Origin of the sequence: Amycolatopsis sp. WAC 04182 (genome assembly GCF_003947465.1) — a bacterium.
Taxonomy (GTDB): Bacteria; Actinomycetota; Actinomycetes; order Mycobacteriales; family Pseudonocardiaceae; genus Amycolatopsis.
Window position 1 is genome coordinate 273186 of record NZ_QHJJ01000002.1, and the last position, 17893, is coordinate 291078.

The 17893-nt window shown below is 69.4% G+C and carries 14 protein-coding genes; 5 read left to right on the plus strand and 9 right to left on the minus strand.

Translation table 11 applies throughout. The features are described 5' to 3' along the window. The first annotated feature begins 64 nt into the window (after positions 1–64). Positions 65–1912, plus strand: a complete 1848-nt coding sequence (locus tag DMH01_RS08450) for a bifunctional diguanylate cyclase/phosphodiesterase (RefSeq protein WP_233621453.1) — start codon at positions 65–67, stop codon at positions 1910–1912. Positions 1913–1929: 17 nt separating this feature from the next. Further along, positions 1930–2394, plus strand: a complete 465-nt coding sequence (locus DMH01_RS08455; protein ID WP_034311845.1) for a peroxiredoxin — start codon at positions 1930–1932, stop codon at positions 2392–2394. Here DMH01_RS08455 and DMH01_RS08460 read toward each other — a convergent pair. From DMH01_RS08460 to DMH01_RS08475, 4 genes are all read right to left on the minus strand, one after another. Further along, entirely contained in the window at positions 2381–2911 is a 531-nt protein-coding gene (locus DMH01_RS08460) for a GNAT family N-acetyltransferase (protein WP_125674875.1), read from the minus strand. The two genes, DMH01_RS08455 and DMH01_RS08460, sit on opposite strands and share 14 nt — an antisense overlap. A 61-nt stretch (positions 2912–2972) precedes the next feature. Beyond that, the gene (locus DMH01_RS08465) at positions 2973–4184 is read right to left on the minus strand and encodes an LCP family protein (protein ID WP_125674877.1); all 1212 of its coding nucleotides are present in this window, start codon (positions 4182–4184) and stop codon (positions 2973–2975) included. Positions 4185–4278: 94 nt separating this feature from the next. Beyond that, positions 4279–5541, minus strand: coding sequence for a cyclopropane-fatty-acyl-phospholipid synthase family protein (locus DMH01_RS08470; protein ID WP_125674879.1), 1263 nt, complete (start codon positions 5539–5541; stop codon positions 4279–4281). Positions 5542–5562: 21 nt separating this feature from the next. Continuing rightward, the gene (locus DMH01_RS08475; protein ID WP_125674881.1) at positions 5563–6258 is read right to left on the minus strand and encodes an alpha/beta hydrolase; all 696 of its coding nucleotides are present in this window, start codon (positions 6256–6258) and stop codon (positions 5563–5565) included. Between the two features lie 131 nt (positions 6259–6389). On the opposite strand from DMH01_RS08475, the gene DMH01_RS08480 reads away from it, so the two are divergent. After that, positions 6390–7118 (plus strand): SIS domain-containing protein, encoded by a 729-nt coding sequence (locus DMH01_RS08480; protein ID WP_125674883.1) that lies wholly within the window; start codon positions 6390–6392, stop codon positions 7116–7118. 93 nt (positions 7119–7211) lie between these two features. Then, the gene (locus DMH01_RS08485; RefSeq protein WP_125674885.1) at positions 7212–8360 is read left to right on the plus strand and encodes a serine hydrolase domain-containing protein; all 1149 of its coding nucleotides are present in this window, start codon (positions 7212–7214) and stop codon (positions 8358–8360) included. An 82-nt stretch (positions 8361–8442) separates the two neighbouring features. Here the strand turns inward: DMH01_RS08485 and DMH01_RS08490 are convergent, their stop codons facing one another. Further along, entirely contained in the window at positions 8443–10308 is a 1866-nt protein-coding gene (locus DMH01_RS08490) for an ABC transporter ATP-binding protein (protein WP_125674887.1), read from the minus strand. A 146-nt stretch (positions 10309–10454) separates the two neighbouring features. Here DMH01_RS08490 and DMH01_RS08495 point away from each other — a divergent pair, with 146 nt between their 5' ends. Further along, positions 10455–11756: a glycosyltransferase family 87 protein gene (locus DMH01_RS08495; RefSeq protein ID WP_125674889.1), complete on the plus strand. Its 1302-nt coding sequence runs from the start codon at positions 10455–10457 to the stop codon at positions 11754–11756. Here the strand turns inward: DMH01_RS08495 and DMH01_RS08500 are convergent, their stop codons facing one another. The 4 genes from DMH01_RS08500 to DMH01_RS08515 all read right to left on the minus strand — a co-directional run bounded on the left by DMH01_RS08500 (position 11757) and on the right by DMH01_RS08515 (position 17750). Then, positions 11757–11966 carry a helix-turn-helix domain-containing protein gene (locus DMH01_RS08500; protein ID WP_003071237.1) on the minus strand — a complete coding sequence of 70 codons (210 nt, stop codon included), beginning with the start codon at positions 11964–11966 and terminating at the stop codon, positions 11757–11759. Between the two features lie 178 nt (positions 11967–12144). After that, a complete protein-coding gene (locus DMH01_RS08505) occupies positions 12145–13773 on the minus strand; it encodes an ABC-F family ATP-binding cassette domain-containing protein (protein ID WP_034311834.1) in 1629 nt (542 codons plus the stop codon). Positions 13774–13915: 142 nt separating this feature from the next. Continuing rightward, positions 13916–14584: an acVLRF1 family peptidyl-tRNA hydrolase gene (locus DMH01_RS08510; protein ID WP_199745409.1), complete on the minus strand. Its 669-nt coding sequence runs from the start codon at positions 14582–14584 to the stop codon at positions 13916–13918. Positions 14585–14879: 295 nt separating this feature from the next. Then, a complete protein-coding gene (locus DMH01_RS08515; RefSeq protein ID WP_125676619.1) occupies positions 14880–17750 on the minus strand; it encodes a S8 family serine peptidase in 2871 nt (956 codons plus the stop codon). Positions 17751–17893 lie beyond the last annotated feature (143 nt).

Consider the following 17893-nt stretch of genomic DNA (forward strand, 5'->3'; position numbering starts at 1 on the left):
GTGGGCCCATGGGCTCGGACACCCGGTCTGAGCTGGCCATCAACCGCGCATGAAGAGGTGAAGTGTGCCCGAACCTGGTTCCGCGCCAGGGTTGGTGGACGTCGCCCGGAGATGGGCCGAGACGCTCGCTGACACTAAAGGAGTATCGCTTCCCAAGGAGCAACTCGAACAGCTGCTGCTCGGTGTCGCCAAGGACGCCGTCCTGGCCGAGCCCGACCATCAGCCCGCCGTGCTGCGCTTCTCCAAGCTCTATTCCGCCTCTCCCGTCGGGATCGCCCTCGCCGACGCCAACGGCGCCATCGTGGAGGCGAACGCCGCGCTCGGCCGTCTCCTCGGCTGCCGTCCGGCTTCGCTGCGCGGCCGGGAGATCCCCGATCTCGGCTCCGCCGACCACGACGTCGCCCGCCTGCGGAACGCGCTCGCCCAGCTCATGACGCACGGCCAGCCGACGCAGGAGGAACGCCTGCTGCTGGACCACAGCGAGGAAGGCGCGCTCTGGGTCGACGTGACCCTGACCGATCTGCCCGGCGACCGGCCCGGCTCGGCCTATCCGGTGCTGATGGTCTCCGACGCCAACGAAATCCACCTGCTGCAGGAACAACTGCGGCACCAGAACGTGCACGACGCGCTGACCGGCCTGCCCAACGCCACCGCGTTCGGCAACGCCCTCGAAGCCGCGCTGGCCGGGTCCGGCAACGAGCAGGTCGCGCTCGTCTATCTCGACGTCGACGGCTTCAAGGTGATCAACGACGGTCTCGGGGCCGGCGTGGGTGATCAGGTGCTGCGCGGGGTCGCGAACAAGCTCACGGCCGTCTTCACCGGCAGGCACAACGGTTCCGTCGCCCGGCTGTCCGGCGACGGGTTCGCCGTCCTGCTGCGCGGCGACTTCACCCCGCCCGAGGTGATCTCGCTGGTCGAGCAGGCCTTGGAGGAACTGGTCGAGCCGATCTACCTCGGCGGGCACGGGATCGGCGTCAGCGCGAGCGCGGGCATCGTCGTCCGCCCGGTCACCGACGGCGGGCCAGAAGACCTGCTGCGCGCCGCGGAGATCGCGCTGCACCGCGCCAAGGAGGCGGGCAAGGCGCAGTGGATGCTGTTCGATCCGGAACTCGACGCGCGTGACCGGGGCCGCTACCAGCTCGGCGCGGTCATCGCGGGCGCGCTGGAGAACGGCGAGTTCTCGCTGATCTACCAGCCGACCGTGAAGCTCGCGAATCCCGACCAGCTGGCCGCCGTCAACGCCGGGCTGCGCTGGAGCCATCCGGAGAAGGGCGACCTCGACTCGGACGAGTTCTACCCGCTCGCGCAGATCACCGGGATGACCATCCCGCTCGGCCGGTGGCTGCTGGCCGAATCGCTCGCCGCCACCGCGAGGTGGCGGAACAGGTTCGGCGAGGCCGCCCCCGACGTCTGCGTGCGGCTGCCGAACCGGCTGGCCATCGAGCCCGATCTGGTGCTGCTGGTCAAGGAACAGCTCGACCGGCACAACCTGCCCGCCCAGGCACTGCGCCTGTGCACGGACCGCGAATCCATCCTCGACGGGGGCGGCGAGGTGCTCGATTCCTTCGCCGTACTGGCCGATCTGGGTGCCCAGCTGGTGCTGACCATCTCCGGTTCGGACGATCTGGAGCTGATCCCCCGGCACGGGCTGCCGGTCCGCCACGTGATCCTGTCCGGCGCGGTCGTCGACGCGCTGGCCGACGGCGAGGACGAGGCCGACGTCCGCCATCTGTGTCAGCTGGTCGCCAGGGCCAAGGAGCTGAAACTGCGCATCGGCGCGGAAGGCGTCCACAGTCACGAACAGGCCGAACGGCTGCGGCGGTACGGCGTTCTCGCGGCGCGTGGTTCGTTCGTGGCGGATTCCGCGACCGGGGACGAGGTCGACGAGCTCATCGAACGGCACGCCCACTGACGTGACAGGATCGCTCCATGGACCAAGGTGACATCGCCCCGGACTTCACCCTGCCCGACGACAAGGGCGAGGAGCGCACGCTGTCGGACTTCCTCTCGTCCGGCCCGGTCGTGCTGTTCTTCTACCCCGCCGCGATGACCAGCGGCTGCACCGCGGAAAGCTGCCACTTCCGTGATCTCGCCGCCGAATTCGCCGAAGTGGGCGCGCACCGCGTCGGCATCAGCCCGGACGCCGTCGCCAAACAGCAGGAATTCTCGGCCAAACACGGTTTCGACTATCCCCTGCTGTCCGATGTGGACGGTGTGGTGGCGAAGCAGTTCGGCGTATGGCGCAAATTCAGTCCGCTGCACGCCAAACGGCACACCTTCGTCATCGACACCGACCGCAAGGTGCTCGAAGTGATCAAGAGCGAGCTGAAGTTCACCGTGCACGCGGACAAGGCACTCGCGGCCCTGCGCGAGCGCAAGACTAAGGACGCTTGAGCCGCCAGATCCTGGTGACACCCGCGCAGGCGGGGGCGAGCGGCGGTTCGGTGGCCTCGTCGCCGATCATCGTGAACCCCAGCCGCGCGGGCACGGCACCGCTCGCGCGGTTCTTCTCGTCGTGCCGGATCTCGACCTCCGGCGCGCCGAGCCGGAAGGCCTCGGCGGTCAGGAGCCGCGCGGCCCTGGTCACGTAGCCGCGGCCGGTGTGATGGCGGCCGAGCCAGTAACCGATCTCGATCCGGTCCGGGTGGATGATCATGCCCGTACCGCCCACGAGTTCGTCCTCGACGAGGATCGCGAAGTCGTAGGTCTTGCCCTCGGTCCAGTTCTTCGCGGTGTTCTCCAGGAAGTCCGCGGCTTCGCGGCGGCCGTAACCGTAGGTGGCCCAGAGCATCCACGCGCCGAGATGCGCGTCCGAATCCCCCGCGACGGCGGCGAGGGTTTCGAGCTGCTCCGGCTTCCAGCGGCGCAGCGTGACTACTTCGTCGGCGAGGGTCTCCGCGGGCGTTTCCATCAGGCTCCTCGTGAGTGGTAAGGACGGTTAGAACCGTCCTTACCACTCACGAGGCCTGCGGTCAGGTCAAAATCGCGCTGTCCGGGATCTCGGTGTCGTTCTTCAACGCGTCGAAGAGCAGCTTCGACTTCGTCTTGTCCCAGTTCTCCGCCGACCCGCTGGTCACCGGCACCGTCGTGGTGACGACGCCGCCCGAGGAGATCCCGCGCATCGCCAGCGCCAGCCCCACCAGGTTGTGCACGTGGTCGCCGGTGTCCATCGTCAGCGCGTCGGGTCCCGTCGACAGCAGCGGGAACAGCGAGAACGGGTTCAGCAGGGTGCCGGGGCTGCCGATCTCGCTGACCAGCGCGCCGATGAACTTCCGCTGGTTGGCGACGCGGTCGAGGTCCGAACGCGGGGTGGCCTCGCTGTGCCGCATGCGGACGAACCCGAGCGCCTGCGGCCCCTGGAGGTCCTGGCAGCCCGCGGGGATCTTGATCTTGGTGAGCGTGTCCTCCATCGGCTTCTCGACGCACATGTGGACCCCGCCGATCGCGTCGACGATCTTGGCGAACCCGCCGAAGCCGATCTCGGCGTAGTGGTCCATGCGCAGGCCGGTGGCGCCTTCGACGGTCTGCGCGAGCAGCGCCGGGCCGCCGATCGAGAACGCGGCGTTGATCTTGTTCTTGCCGTGCCCCGGGATGGTCACCTGCGAGTCGCGCGGGAGGCTCAGCAGGGTCGGCTTGGTGCTGTTGGACGGGACGTGCGCGATCATGATGGTGTCGGTCCGCTTGCCGCCACCGGCGGCCTTGGAGTCCCCGGTGACCAGTTTCTCCTGCTCTTCGGGGGTCAGCCCGTCGCGGCTGTCGGAGCCCACGATCAGCCAGTTGGTGCCCTCGGCCGCGACGGGGCGGCCGGAGTATTCGGCCAGCGCGTCGACGCGGTTGATGGAGAACTCCAGGTACACCCACACGCCGGCGAGGAACACCACGAACACGGTCAGCAGGGTGAGCAGCACCTTGCCGAAGCCCCAGCGCTTACGTCGCCGCGGTGGCCGCGCGCCGTCGGCGGGGCGGCCGGGCGGGGGCTGCGGCGGGCCGGGGCGGCGCGGTGGCGGGCCGGCGGGCTGTTCCTGACCGCCGTGCCCCATGGGCCGCGTCCGCTCGTCGTACGGGCTGCTCCCCCGGCCCGGCAGCGGCATCATCTGCGCGGGCTGATGCCGCCGGGGGCGGCCGGACGGCGGCCGTTGCGGCGGCGGCATCCGTCGCCCTCGGTCGTCGCCTCCATACGTCATGCCGAATCACCCGTCCCGATCTCGCGTGTAGGGCCCAGTCAACCGCAGACCCTAGGTGAAGGACGTCCGGCACCCCGCATCGGTTGGGTGGAGCTCACTGTCCGTTTTCGGCGAATCCGAACTGGTGGACCTTGAGATACCCCGAACGGAACCCCGCTTCGGAGTACGCCAGGTAGAACTCCCACATCCGCTTGAAGACGTCGTCGAAGCCCAGTTCGGTGATTTCGTCCCACCGCTGGGTGAACTTCTCCCGCCACAGCCGCAACGTGCGGGCGTAGTCCTGGCCGAACTCGCGCAGCCCCTCCAGTTTCAGCCTGGTGTACGCCAGCATGCCCTGCTCGACCGACGTCGTGGACGGGATGAGCCCACCGGGGAAGATGTACTTGTGCATCCAGGTGTAGGACCGGGCCGCGGCGAGCATGCGTTCGTGGTCCATGGTGATGGCCTGGAGCCCGAATCTGCCGCCCGGTTTCAGCCGTTTCCCGATGGTCTCGAAGAACGTGGGCCAGTAGGACTCGCCGACGGCCTCGATCATCTCGACGCTGACCACGGCGTCGTACTCGCCGGTCGAGTCGCGGTAGTCGCACAGCCGGACATCGACGCGGTCGGCGAAACCCGCCGCCGCGATGCGCTCGGTCGCCAGCTTCGCCTGCTCCTCGGAAATGGTCAGTGACGTGACGGTGGCCCCGCGCGCGGCGGCCCGGATCGAGAGTTCGCCCCAGCCGGTGCCGATTTCGAGCACGGTGCTGCCTTCGCGGACCCCGGCGTAGTCGAGGACGCTGTCGATCTTGCGGTGCTGGGCGGCGGTGAGGTCGTCGTCCGGGCCGAACAACGCCGACGAATACATCATCGACGGGTCCAGGAACGTGCCGAACAGTTCGTTGGACAGGTCGTAGTGGCGATGGATGTTCGCCCGCGCGCCCTCGACGGTGTTCTCCTCGTCCGCGGGGTGACCGCGGTCGACGAACCGGCGGAACCGTTGCAGCAGCGGCGGGATGAGCGTCGCCATCCGCTCCGCGAACGGGGTCAGCACCTCGGCGAGCGCGTCGCTCGTCCAGTCTCCGACCATGTAGGCCTCGCCGAAGCCGATCTTCGCGTCCACGCCGAGGCGGTGGAAGAAGGCGGCGGGACGGTTGAGCCGCATCTCGGGCGCGTCCGGCCCGCCCGACCCGAGCTGCGAGCCGTCGGGCATGCGCACGCGGACGTTCAGCGGGCGCACCGCGTGCCGGAACAACTGCTCGGCGATCCGCGCCCGGAACGGGGAATGCGGCGGGGTGGCCAGTCCCGGCCACCGGCTTTCGTCGGGGGTGGGCAGGCCGGACGGACCGGCCGTCCGATCGACGCTCGACGTGGACATGAGTACTCCCTCCCGCCCGGTCTAGACCGGGATCCGCAGCCGTTCCGAGCTCGGCCGCCCCCAGGCGCCGCTCAGCGTTTCGTCACTTCCCCCGGCTTCGATCAGCTCGAGTGTGAAAGCCCGTACGAGACGGTTCCAGACGCGAGACCTTCGTAGCATCGCGTGCCCTTCGCCGCCTATTTCAAACCGCGCGGACCGCGAGGTCACCTTTTCGGCGCGTTCCGCGAAAGCGTGTGATGCCACCGGATCGGTCATCCGGTCCTTGGTCCCGTGCGCGATGAGCACGGCGCGGCCGCCGAGGGCGCCGATGGGTTCACCCGGTGGTGTCCACGGCGCGAGCGCGCAGACGCCGATGACGGCCGGATCGTCGGCGACACGCAGGGCGACCCGCCCGCCCATCGAGTGGCCGACGAGGATCACCGGAACACCCGGATGGTCTTCGCGGATGCGTTCCAGAGCCCAGCGCGCGTCGGCGAGCGCGTCGGTGCCGTGGTCGTTCCAGCCGTAGATCCGGTTGCGCAGGAGCCGCACCTCGGCCCCGTGCGCCCGGCCCGCCCGATGGACGTCCCTCGCCAGCGGCACCATCCGCTGGTACGCCAGCCGCCACGGCGCCACGCCGGCATGACTGTGCTCCGCGCCGCCGTGCAGGACCAGCACCACGCCTTTCACCCGGCCGCGTGCTCGCCAAGTCCGCACCGCGGGATCAGCCTCGCTCACCCTGGACCCTCCAGTCTCCGAAACCCCGGCCGCAGTGATCGGGTCAACCTCGATCATGACCCGATGTATTCCACTTCGGCCATTGGTCCACGCGATACATTCGTCGCTGATCTCCAGACGGAAGGGCGGATGTGGTGAGCACCACCGAACGTTGTGCAGACGTCGCCGAACGGCTCGCTGAGGCCGAACGGGGTAACGCGGAGCAGATCCGGAAATCGGCCGAGCTGATCCTGGGGGTCGTCCGGGCGGACGCCCTGGTGTTCACCGCCGGGGCAGGGCATTCACTGGCCGCGGTCGCCGAGACCTTCTACCGGGCGGGCGGGCTCGCCTGCGTGTACCCGGTCTACCACCCCGAACTGCTGCCGCTGCACGGCGCGCAGCACAGCACCAAGACCGAGCGCCGCTCCGGGCTGGCCGAAGAGGTGCTGGCCGAGCGCGCGCCGGGCCCGGACGACGTGCTGGTGGTGTTCTCGACCTCGGGGGTCAACCCGTACCCGGTCGAACTGGCCGCCGGTGCCCGGAAGCGCGGCGCGTCGGTCATCGCGGTGAGTTCGGCCGCGTGCGTGGCCGCGGCGCCCAAACGCGCGGCCACGACGCTGATCGAAGAGGCGAGCATCGTGCTCGACTCCCACGTCCGCCCCGGGGACGCGAGCTACCCGTCGGCGGCGCCGCGGACCGCGCCGCTGTCGACGGTGATCAACGCGTTCCTGTGGAACCTGGTGCTCGCCGAGGTCGTCGACCTCGGTGCGGCGCAGGGTGTCGACATCCCGCTGTGGCGCAGTTCCAACGTGGACGGTGGCGACGAGGCCAACGCCGCGCTGCTGGCCAAGTACGGCGAGCGGGTTCCCGCTCTCCGCTAGCCCCTCCACCGCGCGGACGAGTTCCTTGACTCGTCCGCGCGGGCCTTCTACGGTCACATACCGACCGGTCGGTGTCCGCAGGAGGTCCGTGCCATGACCGAGATCCACGGCGAGTGCGCGGCGGGCTTCGAACCCGTCCGCGCCGCCTTCGAAGAGAACTTCGCCGAACGCGGCGAGATCGGCGCCGCGTTCTCGGTGACGCGGCACGGCGAGACCGTGGTCGATCTCTGGGCCGGCTGGGCAGATCCAGACCTGACGATCCCGTGGCGGGCGGACACGCTCACCAACGTCTGGTCGACCACCAAGGGCATGACCGCGCTCTGCGCGCACCACCTCGCCGACGCCGGGCTGCTCGACCTCGACGCCCCGGTCGCGAAGTACTGGCCCGAGTTCGCGGCGGCGGGCAAGCAGGACATCCCGGTGCGCTGGCTGCTCTCGCACCGCTCCGGCGTGACCGGGATCGGCCTCGAACGGCCGGTGGCGGTGAAGGAGCTGTACGACTGGGACCACATCACCGGACTGCTCGCCGCGCAGGCGCCGCTCTTCGAACCGGGCGCCGCCAGCGGCTACCACGCGCTGTCGTTCGGGTTCCTCGTCGGCGAGGTGATCCGCCGGGTGAGCGGGCAGGACGTCCGCACGTACTTCGCCGGGCACATCGCCGGCCCGCTGGACGCGGACTTCCGGATCGGCCTGGATTCCGACGACGATCTGGCGCGCTGCTCCACCCTCGTCGAGCCCGTGCTCAGCGAGGAGATGACGACCGCGCTGACCCAGGCGTTCGCCAACGCCGGCCCGGTCGCCCTCGCGGCGCTGGCGAACCCGCGCGTGCAAGGCCGCGACGCCAACGATCCCGAATGGCGGCGCGCGATCCTGCCCGCCCTGAACGGTCACGGCACCGCCAGGGCCATCGCGACCATCTACGGCGCGCTCGCCTCCGGGCGGTTGCTCTCGGCCGGAGCACTCGCGACCGCCCGCGAAGGACAGGGCCGCGAGCCTGACGTCGTCGGCGGGCTGGGCAACGAATGGGCGCTGGGGTTCTACCTCGGCAGCGAGGAACGCGGCTTCGGGCCGAACCCGCGCGCGTTCGGGCACGACGGGTTCGGCGGCTCGTCCGGCGGCGCGGATCCCGAAAGCGGGATCGCCTTCGGCTACACGATGAACCGGATGGGTCCGCTGATGCGGGACGATCCGCGGAAGATGGCGCTGGTGAACGCGACCTTCGCTTCCCCCACCCTCGCCTGACCCCTCCCCCTGGCGCGCGCTATGAAGGACGCTTTCATAGCGAATTTCGCTATGAAAGCGTCCTTCATTGCGCTCCCGAGGGTCACGCGGCCGCAGGCTCCTCCGAGAACTGCGTCAGGTACAGCGCCGCATAGCGCCCTTCCCGCGCGAGAAGCTCTTCGTGCGTCCCCCGCTCGACGATCTCCCCGTGTTCGATCACCAGGATCTGGTCCGCCGCCCGCACCGTCGACAACCGGTGCGCGATCACCAGCGCGGTCCGCCCGTCGAGCGCGTCGGTCAGCGCCTCGCCCACGGCAGCCTCGGACTGCGAGTCCAGATGCGCGGTCGCCTCGTCGAGGACGACCACCTTCGGCTGCGCCAGCAGGAGCCGCGCGATGGTCAGCCGCTGCCGTTCCCCGCCGGAGAGCCGGTAACCCCGCTCCCCCACCACGGTCTCCAGCCCGTCCGGCAGCTCCCGGATCAGCTCGGCCAGCCGCGCCTTCTCCAAAGCCGACCAGATCTCCGCGTCGGTGACGCCGGGCCGCGCGTATTCGAGGTTCGATCGGATCGTGTCGTGGAAGAGGTGCCCGTCCTGAGTCACCACGCCGACGGTTTGCCGCAGCGTGGCGAAACCGAGGTCCCGGACGTCCACATCGGACAGTTTGACCGATCCGGCGTCGACGTCGTAGAGCCGCGGCAGCAGTGAGGCGATCGTCGACTTGCCCGCACCGGACGAACCGACCAACGCCACCATCTGCCCTGGCTCGGCGCGGAAGCTGATGCCGTGCAGCACCTCTTCGCCACCCCGGTGATCCAAAGTGGACACGTCCTCCAGCGACGCGAGCGAGTACCGGTCCGCCGCGGGGTAGCCGAACCGGACGTCGGAGAACTCCACCGAAACCGGGCCTTCGGGCAGGCCGCGCGGGGAAGGCTTCTCTTCGATCATCGGCTTGAGGTCGAGCACCTCGAAGACCCGCTCGAACGACACCAGCGCGGTCATCACGTCCACCCGGACGTTCGCCAGCGCGGTCAGCGGCGAGTACAGCCTGGTCAGCAGCAACGCCAGCGCCACGACGGTGCCCGGCGCGAGCGCCCCGGTCAGCGCGAGGTAGCCGCCAAGGCCGTAGACCAGGGCCTGCGCGAGCGCGGAAACCGTGGTGAGGCTGGTCAGGAACCAGCGCGTCAGCATCGCCGTGCGCACGCCGATGTCGCGCACCCGCCCGGCCCGCGAGCCGAAGTCGCCCGCCTCGCGCCCGGGGTCGCCGAACAGCTTCACCAGCGTCGCGCCCGGCGCGGAGAACCGTTCGGTCATCTGCGTGGTCATCGACGCGTTGAGCTGGCCCGCCTCCCGCTGCAGCGCGGCCATCCGCCGTCCGAGCCGCCGCGTCGGCAGGATGAACACCGGCAGCAGCACCAGCGCCAGCAGGGTCACCTGCCAGGACAGCGTCACCATGACCACCAGCGACAGCACGAGCTGGATCACGTTGGTGACCAACCCGGACAGGGTCGCGGTGAACGTGCGCTGTGCGCCGATGACGTCGTTGTTGAGCCTGCTCACCAGCGCGCCGGTGCGGGTGCGCGTGAAGAACGCGACCGGCATCCGCTGCACGTGCCGGTACACCGCGAGCCGCAGGTCGAGGATGATCCCCTCGCCGATCCTCGACGACTGGGCCCGTTCGGCCAGCCCGAGCCCGGCGTCGATCAGCGCCAGCACGGCGATCACCACGGCCAGCCACACCACCAGCGAGACGTCGTGCCCGCCGACGATCGCGTCGACCACCTTTCCGGCCAGTACCGGCGTGCTGACCGCCAGCACCGCGGAGATGACGGTGAGCGCCAGGAATATCAGCAGCCTCCGCCAATGCGGCCTGGCGAACCGCGCGACGCGGCGGAGTGTCCCCTTGTGCAGTCCCTTCGGAACGTCGGCCGACTTCATCGCCGAGTTCATCAGCGACCAGGTGTTGTCCATGAGAACCCTCTCTTTGCCCCCAGAACCTCGATATTAGTCGAGGGTTTTCCCGGATATACGCATGACCAACACCGGAACACACCGGATGCTTCCCGGTTACCGCGTCCTCTTTCCGGCGGACACGGCCACATCGGTAGCCTGAGCCGGTGACCATGGACCCCGACCGGCGACGACTGACCACAGACCTGGTCTTCTACACGGGCTGCCTGGTCTTCGCCGTCGTGAACACGGCCGTCGCGGAGTTCTACGGCTATCGCGTGTGGGCGAACTTCGCTGTAGCGGGTTACGGCCTCGCCGTGGTCCACACCGGCTGGCTGGCGATCGCCGCCCGGCGCGGCAAGCCACTGTCGGGGGCGCTCGGTTCGCGGTGGCTCGGCATCGGCGCCATCGGCCTGTTCGCGATGATCCTTCCGTTGGGAATGCTCGTCATTCGCCGTCTGACCGGAGTGGACTGGCTCGTCACGCCGAACTCGTGGGCCGCCCAGCCCGAGGTCTGGGTGATCGAGCGGTCGGCGAAACTCCTTCTGGAGAACGGAACCCCGTACGTCGACGTAACCACGCTCGGTCGCGCGGTGGAAGTAAACGATTACACGCCATACGGTCCGGTGATGACGGTGTTCGGCCTGCCGCGCGCCCTGTTCGGTGGCGGGCCGGTCGCGAACGCCCTCACCGACGCGCGCTGGATGTTCGCGCTGGCGGCCGTCGCGTGCGTCCTGCTGACGCTGCGGCTGCTGAAGTGGCCGAAGATCCCGGTCAGCGCGGCGCAGCTCGCGCTCGCCTGCCCGCTGACGGCGCTGACCTGGGCGGTCGCCGGCCCGGATCTGGCCATCGCCGGCCTGCTCGTGCTGTCCTTCGCACTGGCCACGACCGGCCGCGCGGTCCTGTCGGGTCTGGTGCTGGCGTTGGTGGTCAGCGCGAAACTCATTGTCGCGCCCGCGATAGTGGTGCTCGGTGTCCTGTTGATCACACGACGTGGCCCTCGCGCACTGGGCGGATTCGCCGCGGCACTCGTGGTGACGACCCTCGTCCTGCACGTCCCCGTCTACCTGGTCGACCCCAAGGCGTTCGTCGAGCACGTCTTCCGCTTCCCGCTGGGAATCGGCGTGATCAAGTCACCGGCGGCGAGCCCGTTGCCCGGCCACCTCATCGCCTCGCTCGGCCCGGTGGGCACGGCGGTTTCCTTCGCCCTGCTCGGGATCGCGGCCGTCGCGATCCTCGTCTGGCTGCTTCGCCGCCCTCCCGCCACCGGCTCGGACGCGCTCCTGCGCATGGCCGTCGGGCTCGTCGCGCTGATCATGCTCACTCCGGCGACGAGGTACGGCTACCTGGTGTATCCGCTGGTCCTGCTCGGTGCCAGGCTGGCCTTCCTGGCCGCGGAAACCCGTGAAACAGCGGTCCCCGGAAAGGGAACTGCGCCCCCCGCGCAGCAGTCCGCTACTTCCTCGTGACTACTTCTTCTTGACCCTGGTGGCACCGCCACGGCCGCGCAGCTGGACGCCGGACTCCGAGAGGACCCGGTGCACGAACCCGTACGAGCGACCCGTGGACTCCGCGAGAGCGCGGATGCTCGAGCCCTTCTCGTACTTCTTCTTCAGGTCAGCGGCCAGCTTGTCACGCGTGTTGCCGGTGATCCGCGCGCCTTTCTTGAGATCAGCCACGTCGATCGCCTTCCCGCCGAGAGTGTTCTGGGCCACATAACGGCCCCTGTCGCCGCAATGATCGAACACTGAGCGCCGGAATGCCAGACGACGAGCGCAAAACTGCTGAAACCGCGATCACATTGGGCCATTTCAGTGGCCGGATGGCATCGATCAAGCACCCGAACGGACGCAGACCTCACGCAAGCTGGACAAGTTCCAGATAATCCGCCGACCAATGGTCCTCGGTTCCGTCCGGCAGGAGGATCACGCGTTCCGGCTCCAGCGCCTCGACCGCGCCCGGGTCGTGCGTCACCAGGACGACGGCTCCGGCGAAGCTGCGCAAGGCGTCCAGGACCTGGGCGCGGCTGGCCGGGTCCAGGTTGTTCGTCGGCTCGTCGAGCAGCAAAACGTTGGCAGCGCTGGACACCAGGCCGGCGAGCGCGAGGCGTGTCTTCTCGCCTCCGGAGAGTGTGCCTGCGGGCTGATCGAGCTGCTCGCCGGTGAACAGGAACGAACCGAGAAGGTTCCGCAACTCCTGCGCTCCGGTGTCCGGCGCGAGGTGACGGATATTTTCCCACACGGACGCGTCGTGGTCGAGAGTTTCATGTTCCTGTGCGTAATAGCCCAGACGCAATCCGTGACCCGGAATGGTCTCGCCGGTATCCGGAGTTTCCATTCCGCCGAGCAGCCGGAGCAATGTCGTCTTTCCGGCACCGTTCAATCCGAGCACGACGACCTTCGACCCGCGGTCGATGGCGAGGTCCACTCCGGTGAAGATCTCGAGCGAACCGTAGGACTTCGAGAGTCCCTCCGCGGTGAGCGGTGTCCGGCCGCACGGGGCGGGCTCGGGGAACTTGATCCGGGCGACCTTGTCGGCCTGCCGGGTCTCGTCGAGCGCGGAGAGCATCTGCTCGGCGCGGCGGGCCATGTTCTTGGCGGCCACGGCCTTCGTCGCCTTGGCACCCAGTTTCGCGGCCTGTTGCTGCAGCGCGGACGCCTTCTTCTCGGCGTTCGCGCGCTCGCGGCGGCGCCGCTTCTCGTCGGTGGCGCGCGCGTCGAGGTAGCGCTGCCAGCCCATGTTGTAGAGGTCGAGCTCGCCGCGGGTCGCGTCGAGGAACCACACCTTGTTGACGACGTCCGCGAGCAGTTCGACGTCGTGGCTGATGACCACGAGACCGCCGTCGTGCTGCTTCAGGAAACCGCGAAGCCAGTTGATGGAGTCGGCGTCGAGGTGGTTGGTGGGCTCGTCGAGCAGCAGGATCGTCTCGGATTTGCCGCCCGCGCCCGCCTCGGCGGCGGCGAACAGGATCCGGGCCAGCTCGACACGGCGGCGCTGACCACCCGAAAGCGTCTGCAGTGTCTGTTCGAGCACCCTGTCGGCCAGGCCGAGGTTGGAACAGATCCGCGCGGCCTCGCTCTCGGCGGCGTAACCCCCGAGGGAGGCGAAGCGCTCTTCGAGGCGGCTGTAGCGGTTGACCGCCTTGTCGCGTTCCTTCTCGTCGGCCAGCTCCGACATCGCGGTCTGCGCTTTTTCCATGTTGCGCAGCAAGGTGTCGAGGCCGCGCGCGGAGAGCACACGGTCCTTCGCGGTGACGGACAGATCGCCCTCGCGCGGGTCCTGCGGCAGGTAGCCGAGCTCGCCGCTGCGGCGGACCTCGCCCGCGTACGGCTCGCCCTCCCCCGCCAGCACCTTGAGCGAGGTGGTCTTGCCGGCGCCGTTGCGGCCGACCAGGCCGATGCGGTCGCCCTGCTGGATGCGGACGTTGGTGTCGTCGAGCAGAATGCGCGAACCTGCGCGCAGCTGCAGGCCAGAGGCCGTGATCACGGGAACTCCCGGTAAAAGGGTGGATGAGCGGACAGCTTCGACTCGTCTGCCGTCGGGCAGACGAGGAGCTCACTCCAAGAGGATGTCCACGCGATCAGTGTACGGGCCGGTGTCGAACGGTTTTATCCGACCGTGCCCGACGTCACGGCCCGGACAGGGTGATTTCGACCGCGACCGCCCGCTCCGCCGCGTCTTCGAGCACCGTGCGGCGCGGTTCGGCGATGTCGAGAACGCGGGATTCGGCACGCTGGAACAACGGCGCGAGACGCTTGTCCTCACGCACGGAGTCCAGGGCGCGGCGGTCACCGCCGAGCACGACAGCGTCCACTTCGGACAGTTGCGGGACGAGCACTTCGAACGCGTCGTCCGCGGCGGAACGAAGCGCTGAGCGCGCTTGCCCTTCCCTGCGCCGCGCGAACCGTTGCTGAGACCAGCCGCCCGCCGCGGACCGGCCCTGGACGAGATGGCGGTCCGTCCTGGACTGGACGACCACTCCCCCGCGCGCGATCCCGACGCTGTGCCCGCCGCGGCGCACCAGCAGGAGCGCGACCCTCCGCGAGATCAGCGCGTGCTCGACGAGCGGGCCGACGGCGAGACCCGGCACGGTCCCTCCGGTGTTCAGCGGTCCGAAAGGGACGGTCGCGACGGCGACGACGCCGTTGTCCGCGACGACCGTGACGGTGTCCGGCTTCAGTTCTGTCGAGCGCACGCCTTCGTTGCGGACGGCGAAGCGGGCGTACCAGCCTTCGAGGCGTTCCGGCGCGACCTCGACCGCCCGTCCCCCGCCCGCCACCTGCCGCTCCCTCGCCATGGGTCCAACGTACGGGGCCCGGCGCGGATCAGCAGGGGTTTGGTCGTTGCCGTTTCGCGGCCACGCTCCCGATCGACGGTGTCGCGAAAGCCACTTTCGGGACACCAGACGTCGCGAAAGTGGCTTTCGCGACACCACCCGACCTACCGGACAGCCAGAAGGCCCTGCCCGTGCGGCTGTCGCCGTTCGCGGCCACGGCAGACGTGCGTGCGTTGCGAAACAGCCAGCACGCGTGAAGGCCCCCTTTCCTCGGCTCAGCCGAGGGAAGGGGGCCTTCACGCGCAAACCGAAAGGACTAGACCGGCTTCACCGGCCCGCGCCCCACCGACTTCCCGACACCCGCGGGCCGCTCCGCCACACCGGGCTGAACGAAACCGTTGATGTGCAAGGAAATCGCCCGGATCGACCCGGTGTCGCCACCGGCGACGTCGACCGCGGTGAACTTCCAGGTGCCGTCGGCTGAACCGCCGGCCAGACCGCCGAGCGCCTGCGCCGGCTTGTAGGTGCCGGTGAACGGCGCGTTCGCCGCGCTCACCGAGCTGAACGCGGTGGCCGCGTTGTCGGCGAAGACGACCTGGCACAGGTTGTTGCCCGAGCCGCCGCTGCGCTGGAACACGGTCGCCTTCGCACCCGAGGGCGACGTCAGCGTGCCGACCAGGTCACCGGCGTACGAGTGGTTGATGCCCACCGTCGTCGAAGTCTGGTCCGCGCTGCAGGTCGCCCCGTCCACCGAGAACGTCAGCTTCGACGCGCGCCCGACCCCGCTCACCGTGATCGGCACGGTCACACCGGTCGGGTCGCTGTCCGGGATCGCCACGGCGTCACCGGCGTAGGCGAAGTTCTGCGCCACCGGCGACGGGGTGCCGACCGGCAGGGAGAACGTGGACGTCGTCGGCGAGTACGAACCCGCGAAGGTCACGCGCGCGTTCAGCACCACCGGCACGCCGAGCTCCTGCGTGGCGGGAACGGTGATGGTGAAGTCGTTCACGCCGGTCTGCCCGGGGCTGATCGTGCCGTACGACTTCGACCGCGGCGCCACCGTCACGCCGGGGGTCGGGCTGGAGAGCACGACGCTGGTGGACATCGCGGTGCCGTCGCCGCGGTTGGTCACCGGCAAGGTCACCTTGGCGGTGTCGCCCGGGTCGAGCGCGGAACCGCCGTCGTTCGGGGTGACCGTCGGCTGGCCCGCCGACGCGAGCGGCTGCGGGCTGGCGCCGGTGTAGGCGAGCACCTTGTCGGCGAGGATGACGCCTGCGCCGCTGGAGTTGTCGCGGCCTGGCGCCAGGATGTCGACTGCGGTGTTGATCAACGCCTCGCGCACCTCGGCCGGGGGCAGCCCCGGGTTGCCCGAGAGCACCAGTCCCGCGATCGCGGCGGCGTGCGGCGCGGCGGCCGACGTGCCGTAGAACGTGGTGAAGCCGGTGACGCTGGTCGAGACGCCGTCGGCCGCGGTGATGTCCGGCTTGGCGCGGACCTCACCACCGGTCGCGGAGACGTTGCCCGGCGTGATCGGCGTGCCGTCGGCCTGGAAGAACACCCGTCGCGGACCGTCCGAAGTGAACCGTTCGACCTTCGTGCTCGCGCCGAACGCACCAGGGAACGGGCCGGCCGGGTTGGCCGGGTCGCCCGGCTCGAGGGCTCGGGGGAACGCCGTGGCCGCCGGTGCCGCCGCGACGCTGAACGCGTCTCGCGCGGCCGAGTGACCGACGGTCACGCCGGGGCTGGTGTAGGCCTTGAGGCCGTCGGCCGAGTCGGAGAACCGGCCGCGCAGCGCGGACAGCGACAGGTAGCGCCCTTCACCGGAGAACTTGACGATGGCCAGACGCAGTCCGGCGACGCCCGTGGTGTCCACCCGCTCGTAGGCGTCCTGCGTGCCGCTCTGGACGTCCTGGCTGAAGTCGACGACGTTGCCCGCCGCGTTCAGCAGGTACAGGTCGTAGTCGTTGTTCGAGCGACCCAGCGGGTCGGACCAGAACAACGTGACCGGCACCCGGCCCGACGCGTTCGAGAGCGGCTGGAAGATCTGGTTGCCCGCGGCACCGGCGAAGTTGTGCGCGGTACCGGCGTATTTGCCGACGCTCTTGCCGGAGTCGACGAAGTCGCCTTCCCAGTGGCCCGAAGTGCCGTCGGTGACGTTGCCTTCGTTACCGGCCGAGGAGAAGTACAGCGCGCCGTCGGCGGTCACGTCGTTCACGGCCTGGGCGATGATCCAGTCCTGGAACGGCGATTCCTTGAAGTACAGGACGTCGTCGACGATGACGTCGCACCCCGCGTCGAACCGCAGTTTGCGGATGTTGTCGGCGAAACTGGCGTCGGAGTTGAACGCGCTGGCGAAACCGAGCGCCGCGTTCGGCGCGAGATCGTGGATGATCTCGAGCATCGCGGTGCCCTCGTCGCCGTCGCCTTCCTGGCCGGGGATCACGTCGACGCCCGCCGGGAGTTCGCCGCGCGCCTGCGAGGTCGCGAGCGAGTCGATCCCGTCGGAGAGCGCGCAGATCTTGGTGCCCACACCGGTGACGCCGAACTGCTGACGCGCGGTGTCGGCGTTGTGCGCGCGGTCGCCCTCGCTGTTGACCGGTCCGGCCGCGATACCGGCCTGTCCCTTGGCGTCGACGGCCTTCTTCAGCTCGTCCGCGATCCGGGCGGCCTTCTCTTCCTTGCTCTCCCGCTTGCCCGCGGTGGCGGGTTCGGCGAGCTGCCGGGCGGTGAACGCCTCGTTGGCGGTCTCGACCTTCTTGACGTCGGCGCGGGCCGCGATCGCCGGGACCGCGTTCAGCGGAACCTCGGCGCGCACGCTGCCGTACCGTTCGGACACCGCGCGAATCCCCGCACCGGATTCACGCAGTCCCTTGAGGAGTTCTTCCGAGACCTGGCCCCGGATGTCCACGAGTACGGTGCCGGCCGCGGAGACATTCGCCCCAGACCCCAGTGCGGGAACCGCGGAGGCCGACATCCGCTGCGCGCGGAGTTTCTGTTCGACGAGCAGTCGGCTGTCCACTTTGGACTCGCCGGCGTTCTGGCTCTTCTTGATCGACTGCAACGCCTCGATCTGCCGGACGGTGTTCGCCGAGAACGCGTCCGGGGACGATCCGCTCATCCCCGCCGCGACGGGCGGGCTCACCAGGCCGAGCGCGGTGACGAGGGCTGCGGTGCCCGCGGTCAGGATCGTTCTTCTTCTCCTACTAGAACGGGTTGGACGCACGTGCGCCTCCGATTCCTAGGCGCGTGCCCCGACTCACGCTGACCGACGCCGGCGATCACCGGCTCGATCAAGCTAAGTACCGAGCGTGCACCGGCGGCAGGAGCCGT

Coding starts and splice junctions, on each gene's coding strand:
- DMH01_RS08490 (WP_125674887.1), bottom strand. CDS start 10,308: ATGGACAACACCTGGTCGCTGATGAACTCGGCGATGAAGTCGGCCGAC.
- DMH01_RS08485 (WP_125674885.1), top strand. CDS start 7,212: ATGACCGAGATCCACGGCGAGTGCGCGGCGGGCTTCGAACCCGTCCGC.
- DMH01_RS08455 (WP_034311845.1), top strand. CDS start 1,930: ATGGACCAAGGTGACATCGCCCCGGACTTCACCCTGCCCGACGACAAG.
- DMH01_RS08510 (WP_199745409.1), bottom strand. CDS start 14,584: ATGGCGAGGGAGCGGCAGGTGGCGGGCGGGGGACGGGCGGTCGAGGTC.
- DMH01_RS08460 (WP_125674875.1), bottom strand. CDS start 2,911: ATGGAAACGCCCGCGGAGACCCTCGCCGACGAAGTAGTCACGCTGCGC.
- DMH01_RS08465 (WP_125674877.1), bottom strand. CDS start 4,184: ATGACGTATGGAGGCGACGACCGAGGGCGACGGATGCCGCCGCCGCAA.
- DMH01_RS08470 (WP_125674879.1), bottom strand. CDS start 5,541: ATGTCCACGTCGAGCGTCGATCGGACGGCCGGTCCGTCCGGCCTGCCC.